Annotated in this window: 12 protein-coding genes; 9 read left to right on the top strand and 3 right to left on the bottom strand. The window is 67.2% G+C overall.

Annotated features, from left to right (window positions below; all coding sequences use genetic code 11):
* Nucleotides 1-2: 2 nt before the first annotated feature.
* From CKO31_RS08300 to map, 3 genes are all read right to left on the bottom strand, one after another.
* On the bottom strand, nt 3-542 hold the full coding sequence (locus CKO31_RS08300) for a hypothetical protein (RefSeq protein WP_200235840.1): 540 nt from the start codon (nt 540-542) through the stop codon (nt 3-5).
* Between the two features lie 249 nt (nt 543-791).
* The gene (glnD, locus tag CKO31_RS08305) at nt 792-3,461 is read right to left on the bottom strand and encodes a [protein-PII] uridylyltransferase (RefSeq protein ID WP_200235842.1); all 2,670 of its coding nucleotides are present in this window, start codon (nt 3,459-3,461) and stop codon (nt 792-794) included.
* Nucleotides 3,462-3,700: 239 nt separating this feature from the next.
* Complete coding sequence (gene map, locus CKO31_RS08310) at nt 3,701-4,480, bottom strand: type I methionyl aminopeptidase (protein WP_200235844.1); 780 nt, start codon at nt 4,478-4,480, stop codon at nt 3,701-3,703.
* 467 nt (nt 4,481-4,947) lie between these two features.
* Between map and rpsB the strand changes: the two genes are divergently transcribed.
* The 9 genes from rpsB (at nt 4,948) to bamA (ending at nt 15,057) form a co-directional block, all read left to right on the top strand.
* Nucleotides 4,948-5,775 carry a 30S ribosomal protein S2 gene (gene rpsB, locus CKO31_RS08315; RefSeq protein ID WP_200235846.1) on the top strand — a complete coding sequence of 276 codons (828 nt, stop codon included), beginning with the start codon at nt 4,948-4,950 and terminating at the stop codon, nt 5,773-5,775.
* Between the two features lie 72 nt (nt 5,776-5,847).
* Complete coding sequence (tsf, locus tag CKO31_RS08320) at nt 5,848-6,738, top strand: translation elongation factor Ts (RefSeq protein ID WP_200235848.1); 891 nt, start codon at nt 5,848-5,850, stop codon at nt 6,736-6,738.
* A gap of 238 nt (nt 6,739-6,976) precedes the next feature.
* On the top strand, nt 6,977-7,711 hold the full coding sequence (pyrH, locus tag CKO31_RS08325) for a UMP kinase (RefSeq protein WP_200235850.1): 735 nt from the start codon (nt 6,977-6,979) through the stop codon (nt 7,709-7,711).
* Nucleotides 7,708-8,265 (top strand): ribosome recycling factor, encoded by a 558-nt coding sequence (gene frr / locus CKO31_RS08330; RefSeq protein WP_200235852.1) that lies wholly within the window; start codon nt 7,708-7,710, stop codon nt 8,263-8,265. The genes pyrH and frr overlap by 4 nt, the downstream gene beginning before the upstream one ends.
* A gap of 51 nt (nt 8,266-8,316) precedes the next feature.
* A complete protein-coding gene (uppS, locus tag CKO31_RS08335; RefSeq protein WP_369075124.1) occupies nt 8,317-9,075 on the top strand; it encodes a polyprenyl diphosphate synthase in 759 nt (252 codons plus the stop codon).
* Between the two features lie 7 nt (nt 9,076-9,082).
* Complete coding sequence (locus CKO31_RS08340) at nt 9,083-9,907, top strand: phosphatidate cytidylyltransferase (RefSeq protein WP_200235854.1); 825 nt, start codon at nt 9,083-9,085, stop codon at nt 9,905-9,907.
* Entirely contained in the window at nt 9,904-11,091 is a 1,188-nt protein-coding gene (gene ispC, locus CKO31_RS08345) for a 1-deoxy-D-xylulose-5-phosphate reductoisomerase (protein ID WP_200235855.1), read from the top strand. Before CKO31_RS08340 ends, ispC begins: the two co-directional genes overlap by 4 nt.
* 3 nt (nt 11,092-11,094) lie before the next feature.
* Nucleotides 11,095-12,462, top strand: a complete 1,368-nt coding sequence (rseP, locus tag CKO31_RS08350; RefSeq protein ID WP_200235857.1) for an RIP metalloprotease RseP — start codon at nt 11,095-11,097, stop codon at nt 12,460-12,462.
* Nucleotides 12,463-12,795: 333 nt separating this feature from the next.
* Complete coding sequence (gene bamA / locus CKO31_RS08355; protein WP_242475242.1) at nt 12,796-15,057, top strand: outer membrane protein assembly factor BamA; 2,262 nt, start codon at nt 12,796-12,798, stop codon at nt 15,055-15,057.

The following is a 15,057-nucleotide window of genomic DNA, read 5'->3' on the forward strand; positions in this document are numbered from 1 at the left end:
GGCTACCAGCCGCGGAAATACCAGCCGTTGTCCCACTCCGGCGGGTCGTCGGCAGACGGCACGCGCTCGGCGTCGTCGACGAAATCCGGCGGCGGCTCGAAGGGGGCCGGGCCCGCTGGCGGTGCGACGCCGGGCGGCGTTGACAGCGGTGAGAGCCAAGGCCCGAAGTTCAGGAACAGCCAGCGCTCTTGGGCGATCATGTCCCGCCTCTCTTGGCGCCGGCGTTGGAACTTTTCTTCCATGGCCTCTTGGCGCGCCGTGCCCACCGGATCCAACGCTCGGCGCCGCGCCTGGTGCTGCGCCCGGCGGCGTTCCTGAAGCGCACGACGCTGGGCGCGCACCGCCTCCAGCCAGCGGGGCACCATATCGTCCGGGGCGGGGCTGCCCTGAGGCGCCGGTTGGCTGTCGCTACCCGTCCGGGCCGCCGTGGCCGTGGCTGGGGGCGCCTGAGCATAGGCGTCGGCCGCGCTCCCCGCCGGCTGCGCTGTGGCGGCGGCTGCGCTCAGTAGCAGCACGGCGGTAAGGGTCCCCGGCATGCTCACAAGCGCGCACCGGGGTGTGGGTGTACCTGTCGCCGCGGGGACCGCGCGGGGGTCCGCACCGACAGCGGCTGACGACATCTTCCGGACATTGCGGGCCATGGCGGCCGTGCGGCTCCATATCAGAGACTGCTGATAGTCGGTTTTAGGACAGACAGCAATCGTCGTCAATGTTCCAGGCCAAGGCCATCCTGGTGAAGAAGGTGGTCGGGAGCCGTGGCGACGCCGCGATTCGCGCCCGCCGGTCGCCCATCAGGACCGCCCGTCGGCGTTACCCTCCAGTTGGTCGTGGATGTGCTGGCGCAGGCAGGTCAGCGTCTGCTCGGAAGTGATGGGCGCGCCGTCCTGGGTGGAGATGAAAAAGACGTCGTCCACCTCGGCACCGACGGTGGCGATCTTGGCGCTTTGCAGGCGGATGTCGCAGGCTTCGAACACGGCGCCGATCTCCGCCAGCAGTCCGGGGCGGTCCAGGGTGGTGAGCCGCATCATGGTGCGCCGGTTACGCGGGTCTTCGGCGAAGCTGACGCGGGTCTCCACCGAAAAGTGCCGGTGCTGCCGCGGCAGGCGGCGATTGACCAATGGGCGCTCGGCGTCCGAGCGCCGCAGCGCCGCCAGCAAAAGCTCGCGGAGCTCGTCGGTGTCGGTGCCCTGATCGATGGGGCGATGGTCGGGGCCAAGTACCTGGAAGGCGTTGACGGCGTAGCCATCGTCGGTGGTGGTGATGCGGGCATCCATGATGTTGAGCGCGCGTTGATCCAAGAGCGCGGTGATGCGTACGAAGAGGTTCTTCTCGTCGCGAGAGAACAGGAACACCTCTGTGCAGCCGCGCGAAGCCAGAGGGCGGATCACCACCAGCGGTAGCTCCGTCGGGTCTGTGGCCAGGATGCGCTGGGTCTGCCAGGCGATCTCTTCCGGCGAGCTCGGCGTGAAAAAGTCCAGGCCGAAGCGGCTCCAGAGGTCGCGGCAGGCGTCCGCGTCGATACCCTCGTAGGCGAGCAGGCGCATGGCCTCGCGCTGCTTCTGCTCGATGAGATCGTCCTGCGCTTGCGGGTTGTCGAGGCCCCGCAGCAGGGCCCGGCGAGTGGCCTGGTAGAGGTCCCGCAGCAGGGCGTTCTTCCAGGAATTCCAGCGCTTGGGGTTGGTGGCCCGGGAATCGGCGATGGTGAGCAGGTAGAGGTAATCCAGGCGATTTGCATCGGTGACCTGCTCGGCGAAGGTCTGGACGACCAGGGGGTCGGAGATGTCTTTGCGCTGGGCGGTCATGGACATGAGCAGGTGATGCTCCACCAGCCAGGCCACCAGGCGGCTGTCGTACTCGCTGAGATAGTGCAGCTGGCAGAAGTCCCAGGCCTCGCGCGCGCCGAGCACGGAGTGGTCGCCGCCGCGGCCCTTGGCGATGTCGTGGAAGAGCCCGGCGAGGTACAAGAGCTCCAGCTTCGGGATGCGCTGGGCGATGGCGGAGCACAGCGGGAACTCGCCGTTGTGCTCCGGGATGGTGAAGCGGCGCAGATTGCGCAACAGCCGCAGCGTGTGCTCGTCCACGGTGTAGACGTGGAAGAGGTCGTATTGCATGCGCCCGACGATGTTCGCGAAGGCCGGGACGTAAGCGGCCAGCACGCCGTAGCTGTTCATGCGCCGCAGCGCCGCGGTCACCCCCTGGGGCTGGCGCAGGATCTCCATGAACAGGCTGCGGGCGCGCACGTCCTCGCGAAAGTCGTCGTCGATGCGATGGCGATGCTCGCGGATGAGCCGGATGGTGCTGGCGCGCACACCCTGAAGGTCGGGGTGCTGCTGGAGCACGAGGAAGATCTCCAATAGCGCAAAGGGCGAGCGCGCGAACACCTGCGGGTGGGTCACCTCCAGGTAGCCGCTGCGCACCTGGAAGCGTTTGTTGATGGGCTCCGGCGGGCCGATCTGATCATGCAGTAGGATGGCTTCCTGGAACAGCTGCATGAGCATTTCGTTGAGCCTGTTCAGCTCCATCACGGCGCGGTAGTACTGCTGCATGAACTGCTCCACCGCCAGGTTGTCACCCAAATCCGTGAAGCCGAGCTCATCGGCGAGCGTGCGCTGGTAGTCGAACAGCAGGCGGTCTTCGCGCCGCCCGGTGAGGCGGTGCAGCGCGAAGCGGATGCGCCAGAGCAGGGCCTGGCCTTCGCGCAGGGCCAAGTACTCGCTCTCCGTGAGGAAGCCCTCATCCACCAGCTGGTGCAGACTCTCGGCACCGAAATGGCGCTTGGCCACCCAGGCGATCATCTGGATGTCGCGCAGGCCGCCCGGGTTTTCCTTGATGTTCGGCTCCAGGTTGTAGGCGGTGTCGCCGTACTTGTGGCGGCGTTTGCGCTGCTCCGCGCGCTTGGCGGCAAAGAAGGCCTCGCTCGGCCAGATACTGTCGGGGCCGACGGCGTGGCGCATGCGCTCGAACAGCACGGCGTCGCCGTCGATGAGTCGGGCCTCCAAGAGGTTGGTCACCACCGTGATGTCGTCGGCGGCCTCAAAGCGGCAGTCGTCCACCGTGCGCACCGAGTGGCCGATCTCCAGGCCGATATCCCAAAGGAAGATCACCAGACTGCCGATCACTTCGGCGAGGCGCTCGGCGGCGTCATCCCCCACCAAAATCAGCAGGTCGATGTCGGAGCTCGGGTGCAGCTCGCTGCGGCCGTAGCCACCGACGGCCACCACGGCCGCGGCCTCGGACTCCGGTAGGAAGCGCTGCCACGCGGCGGCGACGAGGCGGTCGATCTCGCGGCTCCAGCGCCCGACCAGCTCGGCGACGGGCTCGCCCCGCTCGTAGCGAGCGAACAGCGCCGCGCGCGCCTCGGCCAGCTCGCTTTTGTAGGCGGCGATGACATTGGCCTCGCCGGCGGCACCGGCCGGGGCCTGCGCGGCGGCTTGTGGAAGGCTCGTATGCACCTGGGCCATGACGTCGGCTCCGGGGAATTCGTTGCGGTTTGCACCAGCATGCGCCGCGTGCGTGCCGCCGTCGAGTGCGGCCGCCCCTGCTCGCTCGTGCCCTGGCTGGTGTGCGGTTGGCGCGGCGGATGGCGTGGCCTGCACCGGCGTCCTGCGCCGGACACTGATGCCGGGTCCCTATGTCGGGGCCGCGCTGCTGGACGCCCGGCGCTGGGCGCCCGTCTCTGGAGCTGCGGTGCGGGCTGTTTTCAGGCCGCGGCCGCGGCGCGCTCCTCGTCGCGCAGAGTGAGGATCTCGTAGCCTTCCGGCGTCACCAGGATGCTGTGCTCCCATTGCGCCGAGAGACTGCGGTCCTTGGTGACAACGGTCCAGCCGTCTTGCAGCAGCTTTACTTGGCGCTTACCGGCGTTGACCATGGGCTCGATGGTGAAGCACATGCCGGGCTGTAGCGTCAGGCCGTCCGCCGGGCTGCCGTAATGGAGCACCTGGGGGTCTTCATGGAACTCGCGGCCGATGCCATGCCCACAGTACTCGCGCACCACGGAGTAATTGTGGCCTTCGACGAAGGTCTGGATGGCGTGGCCGATGTCGCCGAGCGTCGCGCCCGGGCGCACCGCTGCGATGCCGGTGTACATGGCCTGCTGGGTGATGCTCACCAAGCGCCTCGCCAGCACCGACGGCTCGCCGACGAAGAACATCTTGCTGGTGTCGCCGTGGTAGCCGTCCTTGATGACCGTGATGTCGATGTTGACGATGTCGCCCTTCTTGAGCCGCTTGTTACCGGGGATGCCGTGGCAGACCTGGTTGTTGACCGAGGTGCAGATAGAGCGCGGGAAGCCGCGGTAGTTGAGCGGCGCCGGCACGGCCCCTTGGACGTCGACGATGTATTCGTGGCAGATGTGGTCGAGCTCGCCGGTGGTGACGCCCGGCACGACATGCTCGCCGATCATCTCCAGCACCGCCGCCGCCAGCCGGCCGGCGACGCGCATCTTCTCGATCTCGGCGTCGGTTTTGATGCTGACCGCCATGTTGTTCCGAGAGGCATCCACAATTCGTTTCCATTTGCAGCGCCAGCGCTGCTACCTAAAGTTGATTTGAGCCAAGGGTCAGGCGGAGGTGGGATCGCCGCAGCAATCAACCAAGCCGGCCATTGGTTTGCCGAGCGCTGGTTTGCTCGAAAAAGGCCCTGCATGGTATAAAACTGGGCGGAGCTGGGCAAACAGCCTGTATCCCGCTTCCGTCGTGGCGGCGGCACCTCGCCGCGTGGCCTTCATCCTAAGGCGACGCAGGCTCTCTTCGGAGCTTGGCAGGTAGCTGGCGCCACCTGATCGATCCCCAATCGGTCCCGAACGGCAAAGCCGCTGGGCCGCAACCCCTGCGGTTGCGCCGCGGCTGCCGCAATGCCACACACGTGCCGACACATGGTGCTGGGTGCCCGCATACCGGGTTGCAGCATGGGGCGCGTGGAGGTCCAACCCAAACAGAGGCACAACTCATGAGCGACGTTTCCATGCGGCAGATGCTGCAGGCCGGTGTCCACTTCGGCCATCAGACGCGTTACTGGAACCCGAAGATGGCCGCGTACATTTTTGGGCAGCGCAACAAGATCCACATCGTCAACCTGGAAAAGACCCTGCCCCTCTACCAGGAGGCGATGAGCTATGTCGGCAAGCTCGCGGCCAATGGCGGGCGCATCCTGTTCGTCGGCACCAAGCGTGCCGCGCAGGAGGCTATCCGGGAGCATGCCAGCCGCTGCGGCATGCCTTTCGTCAACCACCGCTGGCTCGGCGGCATGCTGACCAACTTCAAGACCGTGCGCCAGTCCATCCAACGGCTCAAGGATCTGGAGGCCATGTTCGAAGACGGCAGCATCGAGCGTTTTGCCAAGAAGGAGGCGCTGACGCTGAGCCGCGAGCGCGACAAGCTCGAGCGCAGCCTAGGCGGCATCAAGAACATGGACGGTCTGCCGGATGCCATGTTCGTCGTCGACGTGGGCCACGAGAAAATCGCCGTCTCCGAGGCCAACAAGCTCGGCATCCCGGTGGTGGGCGTGGTCGATACCAACAACGACCCGAGCCGCATCGACTATGTCATCCCCGGTAACGACGATGCCATCCGCGCCGTACGGCTCTACATCGAAGGCGCCGCGGATGCCGTCCTCGACGGCCGGCAGACCGCCGCTGCGATGGCCGGCCGTCGTGGGGACGCGCCGGCGCCCGAGGCGCAAGCGGAGCCCCATCCGGAGTCCCAGCCAGAGCCCCAGCCGGAGCCCGCCGCAGCAACGGCGCCCGAAGCCGAAGCCGAAGCGCCAGCGGCGTCCTGAGCTGCCGCGGCGAGCTCGACCAGCCCTTTCAGACCCTCATCTTTCCAGATTCTGCAGCACTTGGAGTAGGCAATGGCAATCTCTGCCAGTTTGGTAAAGGAGCTTCGCGAGCGTACGGGCGCCGGCATGATGGAATGCAAGCGTGCGCTTCAGGAGACCGACGGCGACATCGAAGCCGCCATCGAGGCCATGCGCAAGTCCGGCCAGGCGAAGGCCGCCAAGAAGGCCGGGCGAACTGCAGCCGACGGCGTCGTGGAGCTCCGCCTCGCTGACGACGGCTCCCGCGGTGTCATGGTCGAGATCAACAGCGAGACCGACTTTGTCGCCAAGGACGCGAATTTCGTCGGCTTCGCCGAGGCCGTCGGCGAGACGGCCCTGGGCAGCACGGCGGCAGACGTCGACGCCCTGGCGGAGCAGCCCTTGGCTGGCGGCGACGGCGCCACCGTCAACACCGCTCGCGAGGCGCTGGTGGCCAAGGTCGGCGAGAACGTCCAGCTGCGTAGGCTGGTGCGCTTCGATGCGCCGGCGGGTCGGTTGTACAGCTATCGTCATGGTGTGCGCATCGGCGTCATCGTGGACCTGGTCGGCGGCGACGAGACCCTCGGGCGCGACATCGCCATGCACATCGCGGCCACCAATCCCATGTGTATCAGTGCCGATGACGTGCCTGCCGAGGCCATGGATCGCGAGCGCGAGATCTTCCGGGCGCAGGCGTTGGAGAGCGGCAAGCCGCCGGAGATCGTCGACAAGATCATTGGCGGGCGCATGCGCAAGTTCACCGAGGAGGTGACGCTGCTGGGTCAGGCCTTCGTCAAGGACCCGGATATCAGCGTGGAGAAGCTGCTGAAGCAGGCCGGTGCCAGCGTGGCCGCCTTCGCGCGGCTGGAAGTGGGCGAGGGTATCGAGAAGAAGGCGGAGAACTTCGCCGAAGAGGTCGAGGCGCAGGCCAAGCAGGCCGAGTGACCCGCGTGCTTGCCCCCGGCGGCCGCAGCCGCGGACCGGCTCCGGCCGCGCGCCGGGTCTCGGTGCGCCGGCCGCGGCTCGCGTTTGCTGGCCGGCGTCGTGCGGCGGCCCCGATTGGGCGCACCCCAACAACGCTGCTCGGGTATCATGCCCATCGCAGCCGCCTTTCGAGTCAGGCCTTCGCCGCCGAGCCCATGCCCAGCTTCGTCACCAGCTTCGTCAACAGTCCGCCCCGCTCATGACCGAAGCATCGCCCCGACCGCGCCGGATTCTCGTCAAGCTGAGCGGCGAGGCCCTGCTTGGTAATGCCGAGTGCGGCATCGACCCCGACGTCCTCGCGCGCCTTGCGCAGGACATCGCCGACTGCGCACGCGCCGGCACCGAGACGGCCGTCGTGCTCGGGGGCGGGAATATCTTCCGCGGCGCCGGTCTCGCCAGTCGCGGCATGGACCGAGTCACCGGCGATCACATGGGTATGCTGGCGACGGTCATGAACGCGCTGGCCATGCAGGATGCGCTGGAGCGCCTCGGCGTGCCGACACGGGTGATGTCCGCGCTCAAGATCAACCAGGTCTGCGAGGACTACATCCGCCGGCGCGCGGTTCGCCACCTGGAGAAGGGCCGCGTGGTGCTCTTCGCCGCTGGCACCGGCAATCCCTTCTTTACCACCGACTCCGCCGCCAGTCTGCGGGCCGTCGAGATCAACGCCGACTTGATGGTCAAGGCGACCATGGTGGACGGGATCTATTCCGCGGACCCGAAACGGGATCCGGAGGCGCGCTTTTACCCGCGCATCACCTATGACCAAGCGCTGCGCGAGCGCCTGGGAGTCATGGATCTCACCGCCGTCGTGCTGTGCCGGGACAATGGCATCCCGTTGCGGGTCATGAGTATTTTCGAGCCCGGTGCGCTCCAGCGCGTCGCTGCCGGGGAGGATATCGGCTCGCTGGTCGAGCCTGGACACGAAGCATGATCGACGACATCAAGAAAGACGCCGCAGAGCGCATGGCCAAGAGTGCCGAGGCGCTCAGCCATGAGCTGGCCAAGATCCGCACCGGACGGGCCCACCCGTCGCTGCTGGACCATATCCGTGTGTCCTACTATGGCAGCGACGTGCCCATCAGTCAGGCGGCGAGCGTCGCCGTGGAAGACGCCCGCACCCTGACCGTCACGCCCTGGGACCGCAACATGGTGCCCGTGGTGGAGAAGGCGATCATCCAGTCGGATCTCGGCATCAACCCGAACACCGCTGGCACCGTGATCCGCGTGCCCATGCCGCCGCTGACCGAAGAGCGCCGACGCGACTTGCAGAAGATCGCCCGTGCCGAGGCCGAGCAGGCACGGGTCGCGGTGCGCAATATCCGCCGCGATGCGAATCAACAGCTCAAGGAGCTGGCCAAGGAGAAGCTCATTTCCTCCGACGACGAGCACCGCGGCGAAGAGATCGTCCAGAAGCTGACCGATCAGTTCGTCAAAGAAGTGGACCGGATTCTGGAGGAGAAGGAAGCGGACCTGATGTCCATCTGAACGCCCTCGCGCGCGCCAGACGCATTGCAAGTGACTAGCGAGATCACGGCCATCGATCAAGGCGACAGGCCCCGGCGTGTGCCGGAGCACGTCGCCATCATCATGGATGGCAACGGCCGCTGGGCCAACCAGCGCGGCCTGCCGCGCACCGCCGGTCACCGCGCGGGCGCCAAGGCCGTGCGCGCCGTCGTCGAGGAGAGCGTGCGCCACGGCGTCGGCGCCCTGACGCTGTTCGCCTTCAGCAGCGAGAACTGGCGCCGCCCGCCCGGCGAGGTCATGGTGCTGATGGAGCTTTTCATGAGCACCCTGCAGGTGGAGGTGCAGCGGCTGGTGGAGCATGACGTGCAGCTGCGCGTCATCGGTGATCTTTCCGCCTTCTCCGAGCGGCTGCGGGCCCAGTTCGAGGACGCCGAGGCCGCCACGCGCCAGAATCGGCGTCTCATCTTGCAGGTGGCCGCGAACTACGGCGGCCGCTGGGACATCACGCAGGCGGTCCGAGCGATCGCCTGCGACGTCGCCGCCGGTCGGCTGGGGCCGGAGGCCATCGACGAGGCCGCCGTCGCCGAGCGCCTGTCGTTTCCGGACTTGCCGGACCCGGATCTGTTCATCCGCACCGGCGGCGAGAAGCGCATCAGCAACTTTCTGCTTTGGCAGTCGGCCTACGCGGAGCTCTACTTTTCCGACTTGATGTGGCCAGAGTTCGACGCAGACGCCTTTGCAGCGGCGCTGAACGATTTCGCGCGCCGGCAGCGACGCTTCGGACTCACCAGCGAGCAGATCGCGGCCAGCGCGAAGGCCGCCGGCGGCTGACGCACCCGTGGCAGGCGATGCGCTGCGTGCCCGACTCCGCACTTCGGCATGGCTTGTGCCGGGGTTCGTCGCTGCGGTCCTGCTGCTGCCGACGGCGCTGTTCGCGGTCTTCCTCGCCATGATCGTGCTGCTCGCGGCCTGGGAATGGGGCGCGCTGGCCGGTGTCGACGGGACGCTCGCGCGCGCTGGGACCGTCGCCGCCTTGGGGCTGACATTGCTGCTGCTTTGGCGCCTCGGCGCGCCGACCCTCGCGCTGGTGCCGGCATTGTTGTGGTGGCTCGGCTTTGCTGCGATGCTGCCGCGCCTGCAGGTGCAGCCCGCGGCGGCCGGCGTGGACTGGGGGCTGTTGGCACTGGGGCTGTTGCTGCTGGCGGCCCCCTGGTTGGCCTTGGTGCGTCTGCACGGCGATCTCAACGGCGGCGGGCTGGTGGTGCTTGGGCTCGTGGCCATGATCGTGCTGGCCGACTCGGCTGCCTATTTCGTCGGGCGGCGCTTCGGTCGGCGCAAGCTCATACCCAGGCTCAGTCCAGGCAAGACCTGGGAGGGGCTCGCCGGCGCGCTGGGGGCGGCCGGGCTCGCGCTGCTGCTCACCGGGTGGATGCTGGGGCTCGACATGGCCGGCAGCGCGGCCTTGGTGCTGCTCGGCGTCGTCACTGTGGCCTTGTCCGTGGTGGGCGATCTGTTCGAGAGCTGGCTCAAGCGCCGGCGCGGGGTCAAGGACTCGGGTGCGCTGCTGCCGGGACACGGCGGCGTGCTGGACCGCATCGATAGCATGACCGCGGCGGCGCCGGTGTTCGCCTTGGGTTTGATCTGGTTGGGGTTGGCGCAATGAAAGGCATCACGATCCTCGGCTCCACGGGCTCCATCGGTGTCAGTACGCTGGATGTCATCGCCCGGCACCCGGAGCGCTTCCGCGTTGTCGCGTTGACGGCGCATCGCAACGCCGAACGGCTCGCAGAGCAATGCCGTCGCTTCCGTCCTGCCTATGCCGTGATGGTCGACCCGGACGCCGCGGACACGCTCGCCACCTTGTTGGCTGACATGCCGGAGCCGCCGCAGGTGCTGCGCGGTGCCGAGGCCCTGACCGAAGTGGCGGCGCTCGATGACGTGGACTATGTCATGGCCGCCATCGTCGGCGCCGCTGGCCTGATGTCGAGCCTGGCCGCGGCCCGCGCCGGCAAACGCTTGATGCTGGCCAACAAGGAAGCGCTGGTGGTCGCCGGGGCGCTGTTGATGGACGCCGCCCGGGAGAACGACGCGACGCTGTTGCCCATCGACAGCGAGCACAACGCGATTTTCCAATGCCTGCCGCCGGCCCAGGGCCGCGGGCTGCCGGAGTCCGGCGTCGAGCGCATCCTGCTCACCGCCTCCGGCGGGCCTTTCCGCGACGCGGACCCCGAAACGCTGGTGGCGGTGACGCCGGAGCAGGCCGTCGCGCATCCCAACTGGAGCATGGGGCGCAAGATCTCGGTGGATTCCGCCACCATGATGAACAAGGGACTGGAGATCATCGAGGCCTGCTGGCTGTTTGCCACCAGCCCGGAGCGCATCCAAGTGGTGGTGCATCGCCAGAGCGTCATCCACTCCATGGTGCAGTACGCCGACGGCTCGGTGCTGGCGCAGTTGGGTAACCCGGACATGCGCACCCCCATCGCCCATGCCCTCGGCTGGCCCGAGCGCATCGACGCCGGGGTCGAGCCCCTGGACTTGTTCGAGATCGCCCGGCTCGACTTCGAGCCCCCGGCCCCGGAGCGCTTCCCCTGCCTGCGCCTGGCTTACCGCGCCGCCCGCGACGGCGGCACCGCGCCCGTGGTGCTGAATGCCGCCAACGAGGTCGCCGTCGCGGCCTTTCTCGAGCGGCGCATCGGCTTCACCGACATCGCCCGGGTGGTGGAGCAGACCATGGATCGGCTGCCGCCGGAGCGCGTGGACCTGAGCGGACTGGAGCATGTGCTGGGCGTGGACGCCGCGGCCCGGCGCGCAGCGGAACAACGCGTCGCTGCGCTGGTCGCATAGCCCATGCTCGCCGTCCTCATCAACATCGCCGCCTTCCTGGTGGCCATCCTGCTGCTCGTGACCATCCACGAGCTCGGCCACTTTTGGGTCGCGCGCAAGCTCGGCGTCAAGGTGGTGCGTTTCTCTGTCGGCTTCGGCAAGGCCCTCTACACTTGGCGACGCCCCGGCGACGACACGGAATACGTCATCGCTGCACTGCCGCTGGGCGGCTATGTGAAGATGGTCGACGAGCGCGAGGAAGACGTCCCGCCTGAGGACTTGCCGTATGCCTTCAACACCCAGCCTGTATGGAAGCGCAGCCTGATCGCAGTGGCCGGTCCCGCGGCCAACTTCCTGCTCGCCATCATGCTCTACTGGGGCCTGCTGATGGCCGGCGAGAGCGGTATCCGCCCGGAGGTGGGTGCGGTCACGCCCGAGTCCGTCGCCGCCGAGGCCGAGCTCGCGCCCGGGGACGTCATCCAGAGCGTCGACGGGCGGGGCGTGGCCACCTGGGGCGGTTTTTGGCGTGTGCTGCTGTCGGCATCCCTAGGCGGCGGCGACGTCGATGTTGCCGTCATCACCGCCGACGGCGAGCGCGCGGTACGCACCTTGCCCGCCGCCGAGCTGGAGACCTTGGGCGTGGGTCAAGGTTTCCTGGCCCAGCTCGGGCTGGAGCGTTATACCCCGCCGATTCCGCCGGTCCTGGCCGAGGTGGTGGCGGAGCAGCCGGCCGCCGAGGCCGGCCTGGAGCCCGGGGATCGCATCGTTGCGGTGGACGGCAGCCCCATCGATGGCTGGATGGACTTCGTTGAGGTCGTGCAGGCCCGTCCGGGCGAGACCCTCTCGGTCCAGGTGCTGCGCGACGGCGCTGAGCGGGTGGTGGAGCTGACGCCGCGCTCGGTCGCGCGCGACGATGGCAGTGAGATCGGGCGCATCGGCGCCGGGCCGAAGGTCCCGGAGGACCTGTTCGCGGACCTCCAAGTGCTGGTCCGGCATGGACCGGTGGACGCCTTCGGCGAGGCTTTGCGGCGGGTGGGCGACCTGTCGGTGATGACGCTGCGCCTGGTCGGTCGCATGCTCGTGGGCACTGCCTCGGTCGAGAATCTAAGCGGCCCCATTGGTATCGCCGGCGCCGCCGGGAAGACGGCCAGCTTCGGTGTCCAGCCCTATTTGGAATTCCTGGCGCTGCTGAGTGTCAGCCTCGGCCTGCTGAACCTGCTGCCGATCCCGGTGCTCGACGGCGGTCAGCTGCTCTATTTCGCGGTGGAGGCCGTGCGCGGGCGGCCGCTCTCCGAGGAGGTCCAGGCCTATGGCCAACGCCTGGGTCTGTTGTTGATACTTTGCTTGATGACCTTGGCGTTCTACGTGGATATTGCTCGAATCTTTGGCTAGGAGGGCTGCTTGCCCTATACTGAGCTGGTCTGGGGACCGGGCGACCATTCGCTACCCCTGGCGAGACTCCAAAGGACAGCGAAGACGCGGTTTCCATCGTCCGCCGCAGCCGAGCAGCATCGCAGCCGCCTAAGAAGCAAGCGCGCGAGTAACCTCGAACGCCAGCGCACAGCGGATGCCACGCGCATGCGTCCTCTCGCCCTGGGCACGATGGCAATGGCCGCGGGTCGTTTGCAGCCGGTCAACGCGTCCGGGGGAAGTGTGTCACAGCCCAAAGCCCAAGCCGCCGGCGCACGCCGGTCCGCTCTGTCCATTCTGCTGGCCCTGCTGCTCATGGCAGGGGCGGCGGCCGCCGAGGTCTTCCAGATCGCCGACATCCGGGTCGAAGGCTTGCAGCGCATTGCCGCCGGCACGGTGTTCAACTACTTGCCCGTCCAGGTGGGCGAGACCGTCAGCGACGACATCACCGCGCAGATCATCCGCACCCTCTACGGCACGGGCTTCTTCGAGGACGTCTCCGTGGAGCGCGACGGCAATGTCCTGGTCATCGCTGTGCGCGAGCGCCCGGCCGTCGCCGAGATCGAGATTACCGGCAACAAGTCGCTCAACACCGATGTGCTGAAAGAGGGCTTGGTGGAGGTGGGACTCGCCGAGGGGCGGGTGTTCGACCCCTCCGTGCTGGACCGCATCGAGCAGGAGCTCCAGCGCCAGTACTTCGCCTCCGGCAAGTACGGTGTGGGCATCGAATCGACGGTGTCGCCGCTGGAGCGCAACCGCGTCGCCGTGCGCATCGAGATCGACGAAGGCCTCACGGCGCGTCTGAAGCAGATCAACATCGTCGGCAACGAGGCCTTCACCGACAAAGAGCTGCTGAAAGAGTTCAAGCTCGGCACCACCAACTGGCTGTCCTTCTACACCAAGAACGACCGCTACTCCAAACAGCAGCTGGCCGGCGACCTGGAGTCGCTGCGCTCGTTCTATCTCGACCGCGGCTACATCGAGCTGGAGATCACCTCCACGCAGGTGTCCATCAGCCCCGACAAGAAGGACATCTACCTCACCATTGCCCTGGATGAAGGCGATGTCTATCGGGTGAGCGACATCCAGCTCGCCGGTGAGCCCTCGGTGCCGGCCGAGCAGCTGTTCCCGCTGATCCATATGCGCCGCGGCGAGGTCTACTCGCGCAAGATGTCGACGGAAAGCGCCGATCGCATCTCCAAGCTCCTGGGGGACGAGGGCTATGCGTTTGCCAATGTCAACGCTGTGCCCGAAGTGAACGAGGACGCCAAGACCGTCACCGTCACCTTCTTCGTGGACCCGGGCAAGCGCGTCTACGTCCGCCGGATCAACATGCAGGGCAACACTCGCACCCGCGACGAGGTCCTGCGCCGCGAGATGCGCCAGCTAGAGACCGCTTGGTTCTCCACCGAGCTGGTCAAGCGCTCCCGCGAGCGCCTGCAGCGCCTGGGCTATTTCGAAGAGGTCAATATCGAGACCCCGGCGGTGCCGGGCACCGCGGACCAGGTGGACGTCAATGTCACTGTCAAGGAGCGCCCCTCCGGCAACCTGATGGCCGGCATCGGCTTCTCCCAGTCCGAGGGCATCATTTTCAACACCAGTGTGTCGCAGTCGAACTTCCTCGGCACCGGTAAGCGCGTGGCCTTCGCGTTCAACACCAGCCGTACCGCCCAGCTCTATCGACTGGCCTACACCAATCCTTACTACACCATCGACGGCATCAGCCGCGGCTTCGACATCAGCTATCGGTCCACGGACTTCGACCAGCTCATCGGCGCCGATTTCTCCACGGATATCGGCCGGGCGGCCATCAATTTCGGTCTGCCCATCTCCGATACCGCGCGCGCGGGTATCGGGGGCTATTACCAGTACACCAAGTTCTTCGCCGGCCGCTCCCTGCTCGCGCAGGACTTCGTCGCCGAGAACGGTGATGTCTTCAACGACTTCTTTCTCACCGCGAGCTATACCAACGACTCCCGCGACTCTGCCATCTTCCCGAGCGAAGGCTCCCTGCAGAGCGTCTCCGGCGAGATCGCGATCCCGGGCAGTGATTTACAATATTTCCGGCTCACCGCCCGCGGGCGCAAATATGTCCCGCTCGGCCGCCAGCTGACCCTCGCCCTGAAGGGCGACCTGGGCTATGGCGACGGCTACGGCAGCACCGAGTCGCTGCCCTTCTTCGAGAATTTCTTCGCCGGTGGTCCGCGCAGTGTGCGCGGCTTCACGGCCAACACCCTGGGCCCGCGCGAGACCACCTTGGACGAAGACCCGGTGGGCGGTAACCTCGAGCTCACCGGCGGCATCGAGCTCTACGCGCCGCCGCCGCTGGGCGAGAACCTCCAGAACACCGTCCGCGTGGGTGCCTTCCTGGATTTCGGCAACGTGTGGTGGACGGAAGACACGGACTTGGTCGAGCCCACGGGCCTAGAGCTGGGCGACCTGCGCTACTCCACCGGGCTGTCTTTTGCCTGGCTGTCGCCGGTGGGCGCCCTGAGCCTGAGCCTCGCCTACCCGCTCAATAAGCAGGACCAGGACGAAGAGCAAGTCTTCCAGTTCACCTTCGGCCAGACCTTCTGA

The sequence above is a fragment of the Thiohalocapsa halophila genome (genome assembly GCF_016583825.1).
Classification (GTDB): domain Bacteria; phylum Pseudomonadota; class Gammaproteobacteria; order Chromatiales; family Chromatiaceae; genus Thiohalocapsa; species Thiohalocapsa halophila.